Source organism: Paucisalibacillus globulus DSM 18846, from assembly GCF_000482485.1.
GTDB classification, from domain to species: Bacteria; Bacillota; Bacilli; order Bacillales; family Amphibacillaceae; genus Ornithinibacillus; species Ornithinibacillus globulus.
Genome location: NZ_KI519440.1, coordinates 1 through 18,323 on the forward strand (window position 1 = coordinate 1; position 18,323 = coordinate 18,323).

The window sequence follows — 18,323 nt, forward strand, 5'->3', positions numbered from 1 at the left end:
TGAGTAATGCGTTCGAACCACTTTAGATGTTTAATCTTTTGAAGACGATAATCATGAATACGTTGTGTCCTCTCGCCACAGCTAGGACACACTTGGGCAACTCGTTCCATTTCTATATGGATAATAACCATTTCGTTTCTTTCCTCAATATTTGTAACGATACAATCTTTCAAACCAGGAATATTCATGGTAAAATTCATTTACACGCAACCCCATTCACTTAGACTTGTTTCTCGACAATTCAAGTATAAAGGATTGGTAGGTTGCGTGTTAACCTTTTTCAGAATATTTCATGTACCCCAACAAATATTATAGAGCCTAAATAAAAAACACTTAAAATGCTACAGTCAGCAAAATAAGTGTCTTACTAGATTCTATTAAATTAACTGCATCGTAGTAATACAAGTATTATCCTCTTTAAAAGTAGAGATTTCAGATTCAGCAACTTTACCATTATGCTCAATTGTTACGTTAAAGTTCTTATCACGGGGAAGCCATAAATCAATAAATCCATTTTCAAGAGAAGTGATTGTTTCATCTATTACAACATTTCCGTCTTCATCCTCAATATGGACTTGAAATTCTTTTTCCACTAATTCACCTTGGCATCCAGTTAGTGAATGGATTGCACAAGGATGTGTTGTCGTTTCAAATGGTGCAATAGAAACAAAAAATTCATCATCAGGCAAATCAAACGTTGTTTCCTTATTATTCTCATCCGTTACAACCAATTGTTGTGAAGTAATGGAAGCGGAGATATTTTCAAAGTCACCGACACTATAGTCGTGTACCATTTCCTTGATATCTTTCGTTTCACCATCATTTTCAATGGATGTATCTTCATTACATGCCGCCATTATGGTTATTAGTGATAGACCTACAATGATTAGAAGAATTCTCTTCATGTTTTTCAACTCCTACACTAGATATAATCTGATTGTATTTTACCATAATAACAAGTAGGAAGTTGAAAAGTCACGAAAAGTTCATAAGGGACCAGTCTTTATTGCATTATTCTTCCAGTCTTGAATATGCTTCATCATATTCTGTTAGTTTCTTGAAGTAGTCTCTTAGCAGCTTCCATATCAACATCTTTCTTTAGATGTTCTGGTGTCCAAGGAATGTAGATATGTGGTTTAATTCCTTGTTCGTGATTTAGGCTACGGCTGTCTAGTTGGTCTAATCTGGATGTAGGATATAATAATTCAAATTGATTGTCCCATTTTATGGTCGTTAAGTTGGAATAATCATTAATTCCCATTGTAGGACGACCAATGACAGTGACTTTAGATGATTGTTTGCATAGGTAAACGAAAATATCACCTGCACTACCACAATAATTATCTGTTAGGACGATAATATTCTTAGGATACTCTTGGCCTTCGATTTCAAATTCATTACCATCACTGCTATCTTCATTAAAACTAATAAATCCTTTTCCCCTATATTTTTCCCATGTTTGTTCTTTCCACTGCTTTAGACCTTCACGATATTGTTCATTCGCTGTTTTCTCAAGTTCATCATCAATCCATTGAATCATTAAATCAGCATTTCTTTCTGTGCAGTTAAACTTCATATTGTAAAAACTATTGTCAATCTTGTTTATACCTACTGGAAAAATATATTTTCCTAAATTCACGAATGATTGGTCGGTTCCCCCGTAGTTTACGCGAACATCAATGATTAAGTTTTTTGTGTTCTTTAATTCTTCCTTATGTTTTTCTAATACTATTTCAATTGGTGTTAGATCGAAGAAGTCAGAAAGTGTCATACAAAAGGTGTCTTCATTTACTTTTTTTAATGGTATGTTGTGGTTCATATGTTTTCTCGTATTTCTTTAAGTCAAGAAGACGAACATTTCCCTCGTTATCCATCACTTCAGCTACCTTGTACTTGTAAATGATATTTCGCCATTCTTCCCGTTCGGCAATACTATCCATTAATTCACGTTGATGTTTATGTACTAACTCACGTATAGGGATTTGATCAAGGGAAATGATAGCTTCTCCAATTTCTAGACGTGCTTCAGCGGTGAGAGTTCTAATATATAATTTATCTTCATAACGTCTTACTCGAAAACCATTATCATATTCTATCTGTGTATCTGATTTGATGGGTTTAAAAATGATATATGGATCTTTGAAATCTAGTAAGTAATCTCGAATAATTTCTGTAAAACGATTGGTAGTTAATTTATTATCTTTCTCTAATTCTAGTATTTCTTTTTCGTATTCTTTAGGGTTGTCCCAGCCATTTTTGTCAATACAACCTGAATAGTCATGGTGCATGATGTCTACTATTTCGTGGGAAATTTCAGTATACATATTCACCCTCCAAGTAGCAAATATTCTAAATTCATTGTAAATGATTGAATGGTTTTAAACAATGCCACTGCAGAATGAAATGTTCTCGGTCTTAGGTTGGAGAAGGCGGGCTTAATTTATCGTATGCTATTGAAGTATGGCTAAAACGAAAGCATACGCCCGAAGCAACTAACCATCAGCCCAATGCACAAAAACATGCTTCCGAAGCAACTAACCATCAGCCCAATGCACGAAACCATAATCCCAAACCAACCGAGCATGGACCCAATCAAATAAGCTTTCCGTTACCACTAAAACAAACTATCTCACTCCACCCCAGGCAACTCTATCATAGGTGTAGTAGACCAACCCTTGATCATGGAAAGGACGTTCATAATCGGAATGCTAAATCCAATCGTACCAACATCTGAAGCAGCAGAGTTAATGCCAATCACTTCACCTGTTTCCCTATGAAGTAATGGTCCGCCACTATTTCCAGGAGCAATTGGTGCGGAAATTTGATAGAGGTCATTGTAAACATAGGGCTCAATCTCTAAATCACGGCCTACACCACTAATAATTCCAGTCGTAACGGTATTATCGAGTCCCAGTGGGCTACCTAATGCAAGTACCTCATCACCGATTTCAGCTTTTTCCATACGTATTTTTAATGGTTCTACACCTATCAGACCATCTACTCTAACAACAGCAATATCAATATCAGTGCTAATACCAATAACTATGCCTGAAAATTCACGTTCATCAGTAGTAATGATGGTAACTTCTTTAACACCACTTACGACATGAGCATTTGTAATTATGTCACCCATGTCGTTATATAAAAATCCCGAGCCGATTGAACCATTCTCTAATTCGATTTTTACTACTTTTTGCTGTGCTTCTTGAATAATATCCTTAACTTCCTTAGATTCAACTTCAACCCCGGCAGTTGTTTCTTCTTCTTCAGGGGTTAATGAACCTTCCACTAAGATCGTGGAAGGCTCATCTAGTTTATTAGAAATATGACTCTTTATGAAAAATACGCCAAATACACCTACACATAATAACAAGAGGGTAATCAATAAACTTATTAGCCAACGTTTATTCATGAATATTTACCATCCTTTCCTTATTGATCGAAGTACCAAGTGGCATTGAAAACTTCTACAGTTACTTCTTGATTTACTTCCGGAACCAGTCCTGAAAAGTACCCCTCATCGCCTGGCTCTAGTAGATCTGGCTCTACGCTAACATTACCTTCAAAAAGAAGTTCACCGTTATTATCGTATAGGGCATAATAAATAAGGATGGTGTAAATTGGAACAGTAGCGTTACTTTTAATGGTACCTTCAAAAGTAACGTCACCATTTTCTTCAAGATTTGCAGTTAATGAAACTAATTCAACAGCAGCCGTACGATTATGCAAGTCTTCTTCAGCAGCTTGTTCCTCAACGGCAACTTTCTCTTGTTCAATTTTTTCCTTCAACTGGAGGAGTTGTTCATCATCTGCTTTGTAACTTAGCCCCTTATTGACAGCATTCATTGCCTCTGCAAATTGTCCATTAGCAAGAAATTCTGTCGCCTCGGTGTTTGAAATTTGAACTATTTTTTCTAATATTTCTGTTCGAACACTCTCTACATCAGGGGATGACATTGTCTCCAAGATACTTAAATTAGCTGCTAATTCATCAATGGTGGTTAAACTAGCAACCTCTCGAACTACCTTTCCGATTGCAATTCGTTCTTCTTCCTGTGTGATGCTTTCTTGGAACTTGGTAAATAATGGACCGTTATTTGTACTAACTTGTTCCTTAAGGGTAGTCAACAGTTGTTCGGCACCTTCAAAGTCTTGAGAGGCAATTGATTTACTAACTGAATCAAGTTGAGCAGAGAATTCTTTTACTTTATTAATCTCTTCTAAATTTAACGTTAAAACTTCATAATCGGGTCTAAGATTGATTGCTTCATTTAACGTTGTAACTGCCGCAGCATAATTCCCTTCAAGAGCTGAATTTTCTCCACTCTTTTGTAATTCTAATACTGTATCATTTTTCTTTTGCTCGGATGTAAAAGTAAATGCAAGTACAGCTACAACAATAACGAAGCTCAGTATTGGGATAAGGATTGGTAGCAATAATTTTAATGTAGATTGCTTTTTCGGTGGTTGTTCGGGTTGATAAGTATTTTGGACATTTTGAGGTGTGGGCTGGGTGTTTGTGTATTGCGGCTGAATATCCTTAATTACTTCACTTGGCTGTTCGGGATTAGATTCTGTAGGTGGTTCCTGGTTAACTGATTCCTGAATTTGGTTAGCAGATTCTTGTGCTTGATTAACTTTTGAGCCACAGGAATTACAAAAACTTGCCCCTTCTAATATTTTTCCCCCGCACTGATGACAAAACAACAATTTCATCCTCCTAATCTTATGTTATTTTTATTATAAATATAAAAATACAAACAACATCATGCTATTATATGTGACTTTGGGCAAAAAGTTCCATGATATTTGTAGGAATTTATTATTTGTTAAAGGAGCCATGGGGACAAAGCTTTTCGGTGGGACGAGTAACCGCAATCCCAGTCCTAGGTCCATTGGCTTGATTCTTAAAATAGTGTGATTTTCTCGGGGAATGTGCTTATTTAATCGAATACTCTACGTAACCATGTTATGATAGGAGGCATTATGTCTTAAGGAGAATGAACATCTATGAATATATCGATACTATTCGAGGATAATCATCTGCTTTTGGTAGAAAAACCAATTAATATCCCAGTGCAGGAAGATAGTAGTGGGGATCTAGATTTGTTGAGGATATTAAAAAATGACCTAAAAGTTCGTTATAATAAACCTGGTAATGTGTATTTGGGATTAGTTCACCGCCTAGACCGACCTGTTGGTGGGGCAATGGTGTTAGCAAAAACATCGAAGGCTGCCTCCAGATTGTCAGATATGATCCGTAGACATGTAATTGAGCGGAATTATTTGACGGTAGTTCATGGAACCCCGAAAAAGAAAAGAGGACAACTGGTTCATTATCTATACAAGGATAACCGGAAGAATTTAGTGTTCGCCGTTTCTCCTAATCATCCAAAAGCTAAAAAAGCTGTGCTAGATTACGAGGTTCTGGAATCGCAAAATGGCCTGAGTCTACTTTCTGTGAATCTTCATACCGGAAGACCCCATCAAATACGAGTTCAGCTTTCAACAATGGGAAACCCAATTTACGGTGATCAAAAGTATGGAGAGCATCTCAATAAACCTGGCCAACAAATTGCACTTTGGGCACATACACTTCATTTTGAACATCCCGTTAAGAAGGAACCGGTAGGAGTTTATTCTACACCACCGAATGATTTTCCTTGGGAATCATGGCAGTACTTTACTAATAAAGCTTATGCTCTATTATAGGGAATAATAGTATTCTAGTAGCTTCATATGGAAAAAAATATTGGATAATAAAAATGCAGTGGAATTACATCCACTGCATTTTTAATGCTTTCTGTAAAACAAGTTCTGCCCAATCTTATTCAAACCATTCTTCCATAAGATAGAATACCTTTACCTCCTTTGCTTTTTGAATTAAATACTCCATATCCAGATTATCCTTATGAATAAGAAACATTCGATAAGCCCATTCGTAATCCTCATCGTCTTTTGGATGTTTAACTGAAAACGCAATCCCTTCTATTCGATGAATAATGATATCCTCTACACCAATCACATAAACACTGCGTTTTGAAGGAAGTACTATCTCGTATATATGCTCCGAACTACCTTCTAAGTGATTACTAGGAACCTCTATGGCAATTTCAGCATCCGTATGATACCATTCTCTTTGGACTCGATTAAAGCCTAATTCCGTTAGTACTTCATTAAATAAATCCCAACCATCACTAACGAAATCAATATCGTGGGTGTGGTAGTCGTTACGTGTGTAAATTTCAACAGATAAGCCACCAACGATAATCGGTTTTACACCTTTTTGTTTAAAAAATTCTGTTAATAAAGCCGAAAATTCAAGTTGCTTTTCAAACTTTGGCTTACCTTTAAGGGCAATAAATTCTTTTCGAAGATCATCAATTGTAATCATAATACAAACACCTTTTACCTAACCTTTTAATCTTGCCCATTTCCTCTGCTTTTTTCCACCGTGCGATAGCAATTTCATTTAAAGCAATAATTTCACTTTGGGATCTTGTTCGAGACTTTTTTCGGCGTATTGTAGATGCATTATGGCGGATCTTTTCGTTTACCCATTTTCGATTTTCTTTAATGGTGTTATCAATTTCATCAAGTGAAATTTTTTTCATAAACTTTTCACCTTCCCATAATATAATAATTAAAATGAATGTACACACTATAGTTACTTACTATTATATCACGTTTTCATGATTGGTAATACATGGATAAGGGTAAAGGAAGACTGCAAGGGGATAGCAATTCAACTGAAAAAGAATATTTTAGAGCTAGGTTCGGGATGCCTGTATCCTATACAAATGCTATAATAGAAAACTAGACCGACATTATATTAAAGCAAACACTCTACATAAAACGGAGGGGAAACATGGAGTTTATAGAAAACTGGCTCGTACAATTTGACATGAACCCCAAGTTAACAGGGTATCTAGCTGTCATTTTAACGATTCTTTTCGTAGCACTAATCTGCTTTATTGCAAATTTGATCACGAAGAAGATAGTAATCAGAATCATTACCCATATTGTAAGGAGGAACAATTTTCAATGGGATGATATTCTTTTAGAAAGAAAGGTATTCCGTAAATTATCCCATATTGTTCCAGCAGTTATTATTTTTGCCTTTGCTGAAACAGGTACCTTTCCAACATACGAAGATTTAATTAAACAATTTGTGCTTGTCTATTTAATTATTGTTGGATTAGCAGTAATTAATAGCCTATTAAATGCAATTAATGATATCTATCAAACATATGAAATATCCAAGATTCGACCGATAAAAGGATATATTCAAGTTATAAAAATTATCGTGATAACCATTGGAATCATTTCGGTTATTGCAAGCTTAATTGGAAAAAGTCCTTTTGTATTCTTAAGTGGAATCGGTGCACTTTCAGCTATATTTATGTTAGTTTTCAAAGATTCAATCCTTGGCCTTGTTGCAGGGGTTCAGTTGACAGCAAATGATATGGTCCGGGTTGGTGACTGGATTGAAATGCCGAAATACGATGCAGATGGGGATATTATTGATATCTCCTTAAATACAGTAAAAGTACAAAACTGGGATAAGACGATTACGATGATTCCTGCGTATGCCTTGATCTCGGATTCGTTTAAAAACTGGAGAGGGATGCAGAACTCTGGAGGAAGACGAATTAAACGATCTGTATTTATTGATACAACTAGTATCGCGTTTTGTACCGAAGAGATGATAGAGAAGTTTAAACAGATTCAAATTTTATCGGATCATATTAGTAATAGAGAACATGAAATTGTGGAATATAATACAAAGAACCATATCAATCGAAATAGTCCTGTAAATGGAAGGGCAATGACGAATATGGGTGTATTTAGAGCTTATGTCAGTAATTACATTCAGCGCCATTCTGGCATTAACCAAGACATGACCTTAATGGTTAGACAGCTTGCACCTACTGAACATGGACTGCCTTTAGAAATTTATGCATTTACAAGTGATACTAGCTGGGCAGTTTATGAATCCGTTCAGGCAGATATCTTTGATCATTTATTTGCAGTTGCCCCGGAATTCGGATTGAAAATTTTCCAAAGTCCATCAGGGAATGATATGAGGAGTATGGTGGAAGGTTTGAATGAAGAAGTCGGTATTAGAGATAGGGAACAAGAATAATGAGTAGGGGGCAGTCCCTCATCGCTTTAGCATGTTAAAGTGATGAGGGACTGTTTCCCTTTAATAGTACTAACCTCGTTCTTTTTCATGTTGCTCGAAGTAATCTTTTAATTCATCCTCTACACTAGTCTCTGTTAATGGAACATCGGCACGGTAAGCGGCACGACTTATAACATGTGCCCCAACTGGTGCTGTTAAAAATACAAAGATAATACCTAAAATAAGCCGGATACTGAAGTACCCTTCGGAAATGATGAAATAGAGTAGAGTACCGATTAAGATGAAAAGCACGCCAACTGTAGAACTTTTTGATGCAGCATGTGAACGTGTATAAACATCTGGTAGACGAACTAAACCAATTGCACTAATTAGACTAATGATGGTTCCAAATAATATAAAAACCCCAGCAATGACCTCAGCGCTTTCGTTCAATGACAACACCTCTTTCGATAAACCGTGCAAATGCAATCGTTCCAATAAAGGATAATATCCCAATAAGAAGGATTAATTCAAAAAATGCATGCGTATCAAGGTACACAGAGAAAATGGCAGTTCCCGCAATTAAGTTAATTCCAATCGCGTCTAAAGCCTGGACACGATCTACACTTGAAGGTCCTTTAACAACTCGGTAAAAATTAAACAGAATAGCTATGGTCAAAATTACTAAGGATAAAATCATTAATACATCAAACATATTTTCTTGTCACATCCTTTATTGCACGTTCAAAAATAATCTGTGATTTTAGGACAGACTCTTTAGAATCGGGTATATCCATTGCGTGAACATACAAGCTTTTTCCATCAGGGGTAACCTCCATCACAACAGATCCTGGAGTTAAACAAATAAGAAGTGAAAGTAAAGTAATCTCTACATCTCCCTCTAAATCCGTATCGATTCGAAAAATTCCAGGTGTAATATTGATCTTAGGACGGAGTATTTGCCCAATAACGACAATAGCTGAGCTTATTAACTCTCTCGTAAAAACGAATAATAATTTTAATGCTGCCCAGACGAAGAAAATATAAAAGGGCTTTTGGAAGAATCTTCGCATAAAGAAAAGAATAATCAATCCAACAAAATATCCACTTAAGAAGGATAGAAAATTCCATTCATCCTGGAAAAACATCCAAAGAAAAGCAATAAAAATATTTACTAATATTTGAAATGGCATTACTGCTCTTCCTTTCTTTTACAATTTAGCTACTTTCTAACATATGCTTCTTTTTCATTGGAACAGAGATTTCATAAACCCTCCGAGCGACCTGAATACATGGTCTTGGGTTTAAGGAATTTCATTTTCGGCAAAAACAGCATCAATGTAGGTTTGTGGATTCATGAGACCTTCCACTGCAATTTCTACATAAGAATTAATAAATTCTGGTCCCAGTCCTAAGGCGATGGTTAGCAATGTTAATAGAGCAATTGGAAGAATGACTCCTTTTGTTGTTCCCTTTTCCTCCTCCTCACTTAACACCGTCTCACCCCAGAAAGCATTCATAAAGATTTTCATGACAGAGTATAGAATCATAAGACTGGTTAGTAAACCGATTAATCCTAACCAAAAGTACCCAGCCTCAAAGGTACCTCTCGTAACAAAAACTTTTCCTAAAAATCCACCAAGTGGTGGGATTCCAATGAGAGACAATGAAGCAATGAAGAACATCCAGCCTAAATAGGGATGGTTACGAATTAATCCACTCATCTCTTTTAAATTAGTTGTTCCTGTTAAATAAACGACAACACCACCAATTAGGAAAATAAGTGCTTTAATGATCATGTCGTGAATTAAATAGTAGATAGAGCCAAGTGCGCCGCTCGTTGTAAAAGCAGCGATTCCAGCTAGGATAAATCCAGCCCCTATAATAACGTTATAGGTTAAGATTTTATTAATATCCCAATATGCAATAGCTCCGATACCACCAAGAATCATTGTAAGTGCTGCTAGTATTCCAATAAATAAATGCGTTATTTGTGGTTCATGATAGAACACTAGCGTAAACATACGGATAATTGCATAGATACCAACTTTAGTAAGCAATGCTGAAAATAGGGCAGATACTGCAGCTGGTGGTGCACTATAAGAACCAGGTAGCCAGTAAAACAGAAAGAGTCCAGCTTTAATTCCAAATACAATTAAAAACAGGATGGCAACGGTGGTAATAAAACCATCTTGTCCAGCTTCTGCTATCCTAACAGAAATATGTGCCAAGTTTAAGGTGCCAGTAACTGAATATAAATAGGCGATGCCAACTAGGAAAAATGCCGAAGATAAAATATTGATAATAACATATTTCATCGTCTCTCTAAGTTGAACCTTCTTCCCACCTAATGAAATTAAGGCATAGGAAGCTACTAGAAGCACTTCAAAGAAGACATATAAATTAAATAAGTCCCCGGTCATAAATGAACCATTTACACCAGTAATTAAGAATAAGAATAAAGGATAATAATAATATTTTTCCCTTTCCTTTCCAATTGTCCGAAATGAGAAAATAACACAACAGAAGGCAACAATACTAGTCGTTAGGACGAGTAACATCGAGAGCATATCGGCTACTAAGCCAATCCCGTATGGAGCCTGCCATCCTCCTAGTTGAAGCGTTTGAATTCCATTTGTTGAGATTTGATTCATAATAGTGATTGAAATCCCAGCAATCACTGCAAGTACAACAACACTTAACGTTCGCTGCAAGCGAATATTCTTTGGTACTAGTATAAATAGTAGTCCGGCTATTAAGGGTAATATCACTGGCCAGATTAATAGGTTATTCATGTTCATTTCCCCTTAGTTGATTCATATCATCTGTGCCATGCTTCTTATACGTACGATAGCTTAACACTAGTAGAAATGCGGTTACCGCAAAGTTAATTACAATTGCTGTTAATATTAGTGCTTGTGGTATAGCATCGGTGAAGCTTTGAAAGCTTTCTGATAGTAATGGAGGTCCACCAGTTTTCAGACCACCCATAACCATTATCATTAAATTAATGGCGTGGCTAATAAGAGAGAGACCTAGGATAATTCGCAGCATTTGGTTGGATAGGATTAAATAAGTACCGATGGAAAACAGAATTCCAATTACGATTGCCATTATTGTTTCCATTATAATTCATCCTCACTTATGCTTGTTATGATAGTGATGGCCGTTCCGATTACAGCGAACGCTACACCTACATCAAATAATACTGCTGTTGCTAGTTCTGTTTCGCCAAATACCGGTAAATCAAAATATCCAAATGCTTGCTCTAAGAAATTATCGCCATAAATCATACCGCCCATCCCCGTTGCAACAGAGATTAGCACACCAAGGGCAGCCATTTTCTTATAATCGACCGGTAAGTTTGTCTGAATTCGTTCAATATCAAAGGATAAATAAAGTAAGACAATACCTGCAGCCGTTGTTAAACCTCCAATAAATCCTCCACCAGGGAAATGGTGTCCCGCCCAAAATAGGTCAATCGAGAATGTGAAGATGATGACAGCGGCAAGTTTTGTGACGGTATGCAGTATGACATCATTTGGTTCAGGCTTCATCATTTTCACTTCCTTTTGGTCTAAGCTTTATTAAGGTAAATACTCCTACTCCAGCAATTAGTAATACCGATATTTCCAACATGGTATCGAAACCTCTGAAATCAACTAATATCGCATTAACGATATTTTTTGCACCGGCGAGTTCATAAGCATTCTCAAAGAAATTAGTTATTGGAACATGTAATCTATGACCGGACGCTATTAATGTCATGATAGTGACAGTTAGACCTACACCAATTGAAATAATTAAATTGGTTACCTTAAATTTCATCTTTTCTAATCGTTTTCCTAGTTTAGGAAGGTGATAAAAACAAAGTAAGAATAGGACAGTTGTTACAGTCTCCACCACCATCTGAGTTAAAGCCAGGTCAGGAGCCCGGAAAATAACAAATAACATAACCATTAAATATCCAACTGCCCCTAAAGAAACGATAGCAGTTATCCTGTTTTTCGTTAATAGTGTTGTCATTGCAGCAGCTACCATAACAACTAAAATTCCAATATCATAGATAGAAATTTCTCCTGTACTAGAAAAATTGAAAGATATCGCATCAAAGCTTATTAAGGATCCAATCATGATAACTGTGATAAAAATAAAAATATAAAGTAAATAGTGACGAATGTTACCTGTCATATAACGGTCTGTGAACGATGCGGATTGTTTTTCCATGTTTTCTATTGTTGCGTTATACAAGTTATTCAAGCTAAGTTTGTCAGGGAAAAATCGGAAAGCAATATTCCACTTTTTAATCGAGAAGAACAATAATAATCCAAAGAATATTACACCAATTGTCATCCATAGTTCTATACTGTCAAACCCATGCCAAGCATGAATTTCGAATACCTCATTTCCTGTAGAGACGGTTGGTATTACTGAAACTAGTGCAGGTTTTAAAATATACTCTGCTAATAGATTTGGGAAAAAGAATACTAATACCACTAATGAACCTAGAATGACAGGTGGAACAAGCATTCCAAATGGTGCTTCATGCACATTATCTTTTGGCAACTTTTCTGGTTGAAGCTTTCCTAAGAATGGTTTCAACAATAAGATCATGCAATAGATAAAGGTAAAGACACTTGCTATCCAAGCGATAATAGGGAAGAGAATCGTCCACCCGTCTAGTCCGAATATATTCACTTCAGAGGCATGAAGCATTCCTGTAAAGAACATTTCCTTACTTAAAAACCCGTTAAAAGGTGGTAAACCCGCCATGGAAAGACTGCCAATTAAAGCAATGGTGAAGGTCACAGGCATAATAGTTAGTAATCCACCGAGTCTCCTAATATCACGAGTTCCTGTCTCATGGTCAATGATTCCAACGACCATGAATAATGCACCTTTAAAGGTGGAGTGATTAAATAGATGGAAAAGAGCAGCGAAAATTGCTACAGCATAGACTTCCTGCGCATTTCCTATATTAAAATAAAGCGCAGCAGATCCTACTCCTAATAGACTCATAATTAGACCAAGCTGGCTAATAGTCGAATACGCTAAAAGTGCTTTTAAGTCTGTTTGTCTTACAGCTCTTATCGAACCATAAAAGATTGTGATAATCCCAACTCCACCAACTAGCCAAAACCAAGCTGCACTTCCACCGAAAATCGGTGTCATACGCGCTAATAGATATAGCCCTGCTTTTACCATAGTGGCGGAATGTAAATAAGCACTGACAGGTGTTGGTGCTTCCATGGCATCTGGAAGCCAGATGCTGAATGGAAATTGTGCTGATTTAGTGAAAGCTCCAAGAAGAACCAGCACCATTGCTGGTATGAAAAGAGGGCTTTCGATAATTAAGTTAACACTTGCTATCATTTCTCTTATACTATAAGTATCAGTGATCATGGCTAACATGATTAAACCAGCCAGCATAGCTAGACCACCAAAAACGGTTATTATCATGGATTTCAACGCACCAGAGCGAGATTTTTTTCGTTCATACCAATAAGCAATAAGTAAGAAGGAAGATACACTGGTTAGCTCCCAAAGGGTATAAAGTACTAATACATTATCTGAGCTTACAAGACCTAACATGGCTCCCATAAACATCAATAAGTAAACATAAAAGTTATGAAGTGCCTCACGTTCTTTCGCCATATAAAATATAGAGTAAAGAACGACTAATGTACCGATTCCGCTAATAATTAGTGCAAACATTAGCGCTAGGCCGTCTAAATAAATATCAAAATTAATTCCTAAAGAAGGAATCCACTTCATGGAAAGAAAAATAGTATCACCATTTGAAATGGCAGGTATTTGAAATAAAAGATTGATAAAAATAAATAGAGGAACAATAATAACAAACCATCCAGTGTGAAGATGTATGTTCCACTTTTTATAAACGAATGGTATGAATATTGCCGCTATAAAAGGCAATAAAATAATAAAGTGCATAAAACTCAAAATTTCCACTCCCTGTACGAAAAAAGGCTTTTTTCACAAAATTACTGATTTCATTAATTCGATTGACATTTATATACAACGTGTTATAGTCATACATAGTTTAAATATAAAGTTGTATTTTATTTACGTATAAAGACATAATGTAAAAAAAATAAGCAATTTAAAAATATTGATGAGGTGAATATATTATGGAAACTAATATTGGTCGTTTGGATGAAAGTATACTGGTATGTGTACACTATGGACCAAATGGTGAACGTCTTATTAGAAGAGGCCTCAAAATTGCCAATATGCTAAGCTGTCCATTATATATTCTTACAATTGATGCTAAGCCGTTTGATGAAATGGATGCAGAAAAGGCATTTTATATTGAACATTGGAAACAGTTGGCTGATGAGAATGCCACATCTGAATTTATTATGTTAGATAATGAAAAACGACCTGTTTCAAAGGTTATTGCAGAAGTTGCTAGAAACAAACATGTTACACAAATTATTCTTGGTCAAACAGCACAAAGCAGATGGGAACAAATAACGAAGGGCTCTTTAATTAATACATTGCTTCATGAAATCCCTTTTGTTGATTTGCATATTATTTCTGTTACTCGTTATATCCGTAATGAGAATGGACAATTCCAAAGAGGATGTCGAGCATACCTAACGCAAGAAGAAAATCAGTATAGCTTATCTTTTAAACATTCAAATTCTGTTGACTATGAAGGAATTTTCTTTAAAGAGCAAGGTACGGACTTTGACAATGGAATCTTCAAATTTATGAAAGATAAGGAAATGTTTAAAGTTAAAGTAACAGACGGTACAGTGAAGGAATTGAAAAAAGTAGAAGTAACTGTTGATTTAGAACAAGAAAGTAAATCGTAAATGTGGCTCTCCAAGTAATTGGAGAGTCCTTTTTTTATAAATTAACATCTACCTTTACTTGTTTTTTCTCTTCCTCAGTAATACCTATATAATGTAATGTTTCTGCCCTAGAATTATGATGGAACATATTCATTAAGATAGAGATTGTAACACCTTTACGGTAGGCATGGTAGCCAAATGTTTTACGAACGGAATGAAGACCAACCTTATCTTCAATTCCTGCCTTTTTCGCTGCATCATTTATAATTCGATATGCTTGTTGACGTGTAATTGGCTTTTCATTTCTTTTTGATTTAAACAAGTAATCATTTTGTTTAAAATCATGATTCTTGAAATATTTTCCTAAAGCAATGTGCACTTGGTTATTGAGATAATGTGCTCTTACCTCAGTAGTCTTTTCATCACGTATATATAGAAATTCTTTAGCTTTGTGTCCATCCCAAACATCTTCTACTGTTAAATTTAATAAGTCTTGTGCATTAATACCAGTATTAATGCCAATAACAAATAAGACAAAGTCTCTTAATGAAGACGATTCAAGTATTTTCTTCATTGTTTTTATTTTTGAAATATCCTTTATAGGGACAACGTATTCCATATTTTTACGCTCCATTAATGTTACTTAACTATATTTTAGCATAGGTTATGTAACATCGACAATTGTGACGTTTGTGACGAAAGTGTGAACAAAGTTGTTTTTCATGATTACTTCTTATTATTTTCCTTCCATTAGTTTTTATGAATGGAATGCAAAATAATTAGTGTAACGTGTGTAGATATTGAATCTATAAAAATTATACTGATCTCTTTTTAGTATCAATAACTAAGTACGTGGGACTTGATAATTCAATTCATAAAGGAGTAAATGATATATTTAAAGTAGGTTAGCCTTTTTAGGAATAAAAAAAGGAGTGTTTTAGGTGAAAGCGATCTTAATCGAGGAACATACGAAAAGATTATATATTGGAACGGCACCAAATCCTGTTTGTGGTGAAGATGATTTAATTGTACGAGTAAAGGCAACTTCATTGAATCGCGCAGACTTATTGCAACGTGAAGGGAACTATCCACCTCCTAAAGGTGCTAGTGAGATATTAGGATTAGAGATAGCAGGAATTGTGGAACAAGTAGGGAACAGGGTAACCGATTGGGAGATAGGGGACAGGGTTTTTGCATTATTGCCAGGAGGAGGCTATGCAGAAAAAGTAGTTGTACCTGGTAAAATGGCTTTGAAAATTCCTGATAGCTTATCGTTTTCAGAAGCAGCGGCTATCCCTGAAGCATTTTTAACAGCTTATTTAAATCTTGTCCTGTTAGGTGAACTAAAAGAAAAGGAATTTGTACTCATACATGCGGGAGCAAGTGGGGTTGGAACAGCAGCGATTCAAATTGCTAAAGAAATAGGAGCCACCATTATTGTTACGGCCGGTTCTAAAGAGAAATTGGATTACTGCTTAAATCTTGGTGCAGACTTTGCAATTAATTATAAAGACGGTGATTTTAGTGATAAAATGATGGAAATCACGCAAAATCATGGTGTGGATTTAATCCTAGACTTTGTAGGAGCTTCTTTCTGGCAATATAACTTGGATTCAATTTCTATAGATGGAAGATGGATACTGATTGGTACTTTAGGTGGAAGTGAAGTTAACCATGTAAATATTGGTCTCTTCTTATCGAAGCGAATAAAATATATGGGCTCAACTTTACGGTCAAGAACACCTGAATTTAAGATTGAGCTTACTCAAGCTTTTAAGCAATTCGGCATAAAAGGTTTAGAAATAGGAACGATTAAACCTGTAATTGACAAGGTATATAATTGGACTGATGTTGAGAAAGCACATATGCGAATGAAGGAAAACCGTAATATTGGAAAAATAGTGTTGGAGATAGATTAATTAAAGAAGCTTGTGATGGACCATAAAGGAGTAAAAAGGATATAACATGCATAGGAATGTACAATGTGGAATTTAAGCTGCTTTGTGCATTCTTTTTTTGGTAGTTATGGATGTTTAAAAACTTTCCGGACGTATAGAAGGACTAACACAAAGAGTGCTCGTCGTACTTAAGATAATTCGGGGAAGTAATTCTCCTCGTAAAGCTGCATGAAGTCTAATCGAGCTGTCTCTCATGGAGTAACACAAGTAGTTTCTTCGCTAAAGGATGAGTGAATGCGAGTTTTTCTAATATGAAATTAAGTAATAAAACATTGGTACCTAATATGAATACGTATTTGAATTTAGTTAAATATGGAGTGTTAGATGTTATTAATGTGTTAGAATAATAGAAATATTACTTTAGGGGGATATAAATGGTTAATTACTCAGGGGCTGACTCTTGTCCAAAATGTGGATCAAAAGAGTTAGGGAGAGGGAAGCAAAGTGGGCATGCATTAATGTCTTCTATTGATAAAATTAGTTTTGGTTCGCCAATTGAGTATGTAATTTGTACAGATTGTGGTTATATCATCGAGGGCTATGTAACGAAGCCGGAAAAGTTTACAGTGAAATTCAAGGGTTAATCATACAGGAAGTACAAAATTGATATTTATATTTACCAATTCAATTAATAGTATTCCATCCTCAAATAAATGAGAAAGAATTTTAGGGGGGAATTGGAATAGACACCGTAGAAAGTAGGGAAAACATGATCCGTACAATTCGTTGGCTATTCTATTTGGCCGGGTTAATAACGTTTAGTTATGGGATAACGATTGCATTAAAAATGCAGTATCTTGGGGTGCATCCCTGGGATGTATTGAATGTTGCTTTATATGAAAAAGTTGGATTAACGATTGGTTCCTGGGCAATTATTATATCGATATTTTTGATTTGTGTCTCCTTGGTACTAGATAAAAGTTATGTGAAATTAGGAACGTTTCTCAATGCAATTCTAGTAGGAGCCTTTGTGGATCTTTTTTTATTGATTGATTTCTTACCGAATGCTAGTCATACATGGACAGATTATCTTATTATGATTATTGGAATTATTACGATGGGATTTGGTGGCGGCCTGTATAATTCTGCTGAAATTGGTGCTGGACCGCGAGACGGCTTTATGTTATCTATTTCAGATAAATTTGGCAAATCAGTTGGTTTAGTACGCATTGTAGTGGAGACAATCGTGTTATTAATTGGACTTCTATTAGGTGGCCCGGTGTTCTTATTTACGTTTATTTTTACCTTTGTTCAAAGTCCGGTATTTGCATATACATTTAAGAAGTTTAAAGCATTTATTGTTTTAATGGAAAAGCGATATGATAGACATCAGATGTCGAAGTCCAGTGCATGAAGGAGTTTGGTCAGGGAAAAGACAGTCAACGTGGTAAGCTATTTCTAAAGAGGAATCAAAATCGTGAA

General features: G+C 35.6%; 22 protein-coding genes. 6 read left to right on the top strand and 16 right to left on the bottom strand.

The genetic code is table 11. The annotated features are described in order from the left end of the window. The 6 genes from K332_RS0119865 to K332_RS0119885 all read right to left on the bottom strand — a co-directional run. A partial coding sequence (locus K332_RS0119865; RefSeq protein WP_026909047.1) for a transposase family protein occupies positions 1–200 on the bottom strand: 200 nt, incomplete at its 3' end. Positions 201–377: 177 nt separating this feature from the next. Next, positions 378–905 carry a CueP family metal-binding protein gene (locus K332_RS0119870; RefSeq protein ID WP_026909048.1) on the bottom strand — a complete coding sequence of 176 codons (528 nt, stop codon included), beginning with the start codon at positions 903–905 and terminating at the stop codon, positions 378–380. Positions 906–1,039: 134 nt separating this feature from the next. Continuing rightward, positions 1,040–1,819, bottom strand: coding sequence for a S41 family peptidase (locus tag K332_RS23420; RefSeq protein ID WP_051359554.1), 780 nt, complete (start codon positions 1,817–1,819; stop codon positions 1,040–1,042). After that, positions 1,785–2,324 carry a hypothetical protein gene (locus K332_RS23425; protein WP_051359555.1) on the bottom strand — a complete coding sequence of 180 codons (540 nt, stop codon included), beginning with the start codon at positions 2,322–2,324 and terminating at the stop codon, positions 1,785–1,787. Before K332_RS23425 ends, K332_RS23420 begins: the two co-directional genes overlap by 35 nt. A 305-nt stretch (positions 2,325–2,629) precedes the next feature. Then, a complete protein-coding gene (locus K332_RS22990) occupies positions 2,630–3,412 on the bottom strand; it encodes a S1C family serine protease (RefSeq protein WP_051359556.1) in 783 nt (260 codons plus the stop codon). A gap of 20 nt (positions 3,413–3,432) precedes the next feature. Then, positions 3,433–4,707, bottom strand: coding sequence for an FxLYD domain-containing protein (locus tag K332_RS0119885; protein ID WP_026909049.1), 1,275 nt, complete (start codon positions 4,705–4,707; stop codon positions 3,433–3,435). Between the two features lie 303 nt (positions 4,708–5,010). On the opposite strand from K332_RS0119885, the gene K332_RS0119890 reads away from it, so the two are divergent. Then, positions 5,011–5,712, top strand: coding sequence for an RluA family pseudouridine synthase (locus K332_RS0119890; protein WP_026909050.1), 702 nt, complete (start codon positions 5,011–5,013; stop codon positions 5,710–5,712). Between the two features lie 115 nt (positions 5,713–5,827). On the opposite strand, the gene K332_RS22995 is transcribed toward K332_RS0119890, so the two are convergent. After that, positions 5,828–6,394: a hypothetical protein gene (locus tag K332_RS22995; RefSeq protein ID WP_051359557.1), complete on the bottom strand. Its 567-nt coding sequence runs from the start codon at positions 6,392–6,394 to the stop codon at positions 5,828–5,830. Then, positions 6,381–6,614: a hypothetical protein gene (locus K332_RS0119900; RefSeq protein ID WP_026909051.1), complete on the bottom strand. Its 234-nt coding sequence runs from the start codon at positions 6,612–6,614 to the stop codon at positions 6,381–6,383. The genes K332_RS22995 and K332_RS0119900 overlap by 14 nt, the downstream gene beginning before the upstream one ends. A 254-nt stretch (positions 6,615–6,868) precedes the next feature. Here K332_RS0119900 and K332_RS0119905 point away from each other — a divergent pair, with 254 nt between their 5' ends. Further along, positions 6,869–8,146 (top strand): mechanosensitive ion channel family protein, encoded by a 1,278-nt coding sequence (locus K332_RS0119905; RefSeq protein WP_026909052.1) that lies wholly within the window; start codon positions 6,869–6,871, stop codon positions 8,144–8,146. A gap of 69 nt (positions 8,147–8,215) precedes the next feature. Here K332_RS0119905 and K332_RS0119910 read toward each other — a convergent pair whose 3' ends face one another. The 7 genes from K332_RS0119910 to K332_RS0119940 all read right to left on the bottom strand — a co-directional run bounded on the left by K332_RS0119910 (position 8,216) and on the right by K332_RS0119940 (position 14,086). After that, positions 8,216–8,578, bottom strand: coding sequence for a Na+/H+ antiporter subunit G (locus tag K332_RS0119910; RefSeq protein WP_026909053.1), 363 nt, complete (start codon positions 8,576–8,578; stop codon positions 8,216–8,218). Next, positions 8,562–8,840 carry a Na(+)/H(+) antiporter subunit F1 gene (locus K332_RS0119915; RefSeq protein WP_026909054.1) on the bottom strand — a complete coding sequence of 93 codons (279 nt, stop codon included), beginning with the start codon at positions 8,838–8,840 and terminating at the stop codon, positions 8,562–8,564. Before K332_RS0119915 ends, K332_RS0119910 begins: the two co-directional genes overlap by 17 nt. Beyond that, positions 8,833–9,318: a Na+/H+ antiporter subunit E gene (locus K332_RS0119920; protein WP_026909055.1), complete on the bottom strand. Its 486-nt coding sequence runs from the start codon at positions 9,316–9,318 to the stop codon at positions 8,833–8,835. Before K332_RS0119920 ends, K332_RS0119915 begins: the two co-directional genes overlap by 8 nt. Positions 9,319–9,429: 111 nt before the next feature. Continuing rightward, positions 9,430–10,920 carry a Na+/H+ antiporter subunit D gene (locus K332_RS0119925; RefSeq protein ID WP_026909056.1) on the bottom strand — a complete coding sequence of 497 codons (1,491 nt, stop codon included), beginning with the start codon at positions 10,918–10,920 and terminating at the stop codon, positions 9,430–9,432. Beyond that, on the bottom strand, positions 10,913–11,251 hold the full coding sequence (locus tag K332_RS0119930) for a Na(+)/H(+) antiporter subunit C (protein ID WP_026909057.1): 339 nt from the start codon (positions 11,249–11,251) through the stop codon (positions 10,913–10,915). The genes K332_RS0119925 and K332_RS0119930 overlap by 8 nt, the downstream gene beginning before the upstream one ends. Continuing rightward, positions 11,251–11,682 (bottom strand): Na(+)/H(+) antiporter subunit B, encoded by a 432-nt coding sequence (locus K332_RS0119935; RefSeq protein WP_026909058.1) that lies wholly within the window; start codon positions 11,680–11,682, stop codon positions 11,251–11,253. The genes K332_RS0119930 and K332_RS0119935 overlap by 1 nt, the downstream gene beginning before the upstream one ends. Continuing rightward, positions 11,672–14,086, bottom strand: coding sequence for a Na+/H+ antiporter subunit A (locus tag K332_RS0119940; protein WP_026909059.1), 2,415 nt, complete (start codon positions 14,084–14,086; stop codon positions 11,672–11,674). Before K332_RS0119940 ends, K332_RS0119935 begins: the two co-directional genes overlap by 11 nt. 188 nt (positions 14,087–14,274) lie before the next feature. On the opposite strand from K332_RS0119940, the gene K332_RS0119945 reads away from it, so the two are divergent. Further along, positions 14,275–14,964, top strand: coding sequence for a universal stress protein (locus K332_RS0119945; RefSeq protein ID WP_026909060.1), 690 nt, complete (start codon positions 14,275–14,277; stop codon positions 14,962–14,964). Between the two features lie 34 nt (positions 14,965–14,998). Here the strand turns inward: K332_RS0119945 and K332_RS0119950 are convergent, their stop codons facing one another. Next, positions 14,999–15,562 (bottom strand): tyrosine-type recombinase/integrase, encoded by a 564-nt coding sequence (locus K332_RS0119950; RefSeq protein WP_026909061.1) that lies wholly within the window; start codon positions 15,560–15,562, stop codon positions 14,999–15,001. Between the two features lie 322 nt (positions 15,563–15,884). Here K332_RS0119950 and K332_RS0119955 point away from each other — a divergent pair, with 322 nt between their 5' ends. From K332_RS0119955 to K332_RS0119965, 3 genes are all read left to right on the top strand, one after another. Beyond that, a complete protein-coding gene (locus K332_RS0119955; protein ID WP_026909062.1) occupies positions 15,885–16,862 on the top strand; it encodes an NAD(P)H-quinone oxidoreductase in 978 nt (325 codons plus the stop codon). Between the two features lie 413 nt (positions 16,863–17,275). Then, complete coding sequence (locus K332_RS0119960; RefSeq protein WP_026909063.1) at positions 17,276–17,485, top strand: hypothetical protein; 210 nt, start codon at positions 17,276–17,278, stop codon at positions 17,483–17,485. 125 nt (positions 17,486–17,610) lie between these two features. After that, positions 17,611–18,255 carry a YczE/YyaS/YitT family protein gene (locus tag K332_RS0119965; protein ID WP_026909064.1) on the top strand — a complete coding sequence of 215 codons (645 nt, stop codon included), beginning with the start codon at positions 17,611–17,613 and terminating at the stop codon, positions 18,253–18,255. Positions 18,256–18,323 lie beyond the last annotated feature (68 nt).

What these genes read in the sequence shown, in the direction of transcription:
- K332_RS0119870 (WP_026909048.1), bottom strand. Translation starts at nt 905, where the DNA reads ATGAAGAGAATTCTTCTAATCATTGTAGGTCTATCACTAATAACCATA.
- K332_RS23420 (WP_051359554.1), bottom strand. Translation starts at nt 1,819, where the DNA reads ATGAACCACAACATACCATTAAAAAAAGTAAATGAAGACACCTTTTGT.
- K332_RS23425 (WP_051359555.1), bottom strand. Translation starts at nt 2,324, where the DNA reads ATGTATACTGAAATTTCCCACGAAATAGTAGACATCATGCACCATGAC.
- K332_RS22990 (WP_051359556.1), bottom strand. Translation starts at nt 3,412, where the DNA reads ATGAATAAACGTTGGCTAATAAGTTTATTGATTACCCTCTTGTTATTA.
- K332_RS0119890 (WP_026909050.1), top strand. Translation starts at nt 5,011, where the DNA reads ATGAATATATCGATACTATTCGAGGATAATCATCTGCTTTTGGTAGAA.
- K332_RS22995 (WP_051359557.1), bottom strand. Translation starts at nt 6,394, where the DNA reads ATGATTACAATTGATGATCTTCGAAAAGAATTTATTGCCCTTAAAGGT.
- K332_RS0119900 (WP_026909051.1), bottom strand. Translation starts at nt 6,614, where the DNA reads ATGAAAAAAATTTCACTTGATGAAATTGATAACACCATTAAAGAAAAT.
- K332_RS0119905 (WP_026909052.1), top strand. Translation starts at nt 6,869, where the DNA reads ATGGAGTTTATAGAAAACTGGCTCGTACAATTTGACATGAACCCCAAG.
- K332_RS0119915 (WP_026909054.1), bottom strand. Translation starts at nt 8,840, where the DNA reads ATGTTTGATGTATTAATGATTTTATCCTTAGTAATTTTGACCATAGCT.
- K332_RS0119920 (WP_026909055.1), bottom strand. Translation starts at nt 9,318, where the DNA reads ATGCCATTTCAAATATTAGTAAATATTTTTATTGCTTTTCTTTGGATG.
- K332_RS0119925 (WP_026909056.1), bottom strand. Translation starts at nt 10,920, where the DNA reads ATGAATAACCTATTAATCTGGCCAGTGATATTACCCTTAATAGCCGGA.
- K332_RS0119930 (WP_026909057.1), bottom strand. Translation starts at nt 11,251, where the DNA reads ATGGAAACAATAATGGCAATCGTAATTGGAATTCTGTTTTCCATCGGT.
- K332_RS0119935 (WP_026909058.1), bottom strand. Translation starts at nt 11,682, where the DNA reads ATGAAGCCTGAACCAAATGATGTCATACTGCATACCGTCACAAAACTT.
- K332_RS0119945 (WP_026909060.1), top strand. Translation starts at nt 14,275, where the DNA reads ATGGAAACTAATATTGGTCGTTTGGATGAAAGTATACTGGTATGTGTA.
- K332_RS0119950 (WP_026909061.1), bottom strand. Translation starts at nt 15,562, where the DNA reads ATGGAATACGTTGTCCCTATAAAGGATATTTCAAAAATAAAAACAATG.
- K332_RS0119960 (WP_026909063.1), top strand. Translation starts at nt 17,276, where the DNA reads ATGGTTAATTACTCAGGGGCTGACTCTTGTCCAAAATGTGGATCAAAA.
- K332_RS0119965 (WP_026909064.1), top strand. Translation starts at nt 17,611, where the DNA reads ATGATCCGTACAATTCGTTGGCTATTCTATTTGGCCGGGTTAATAACG.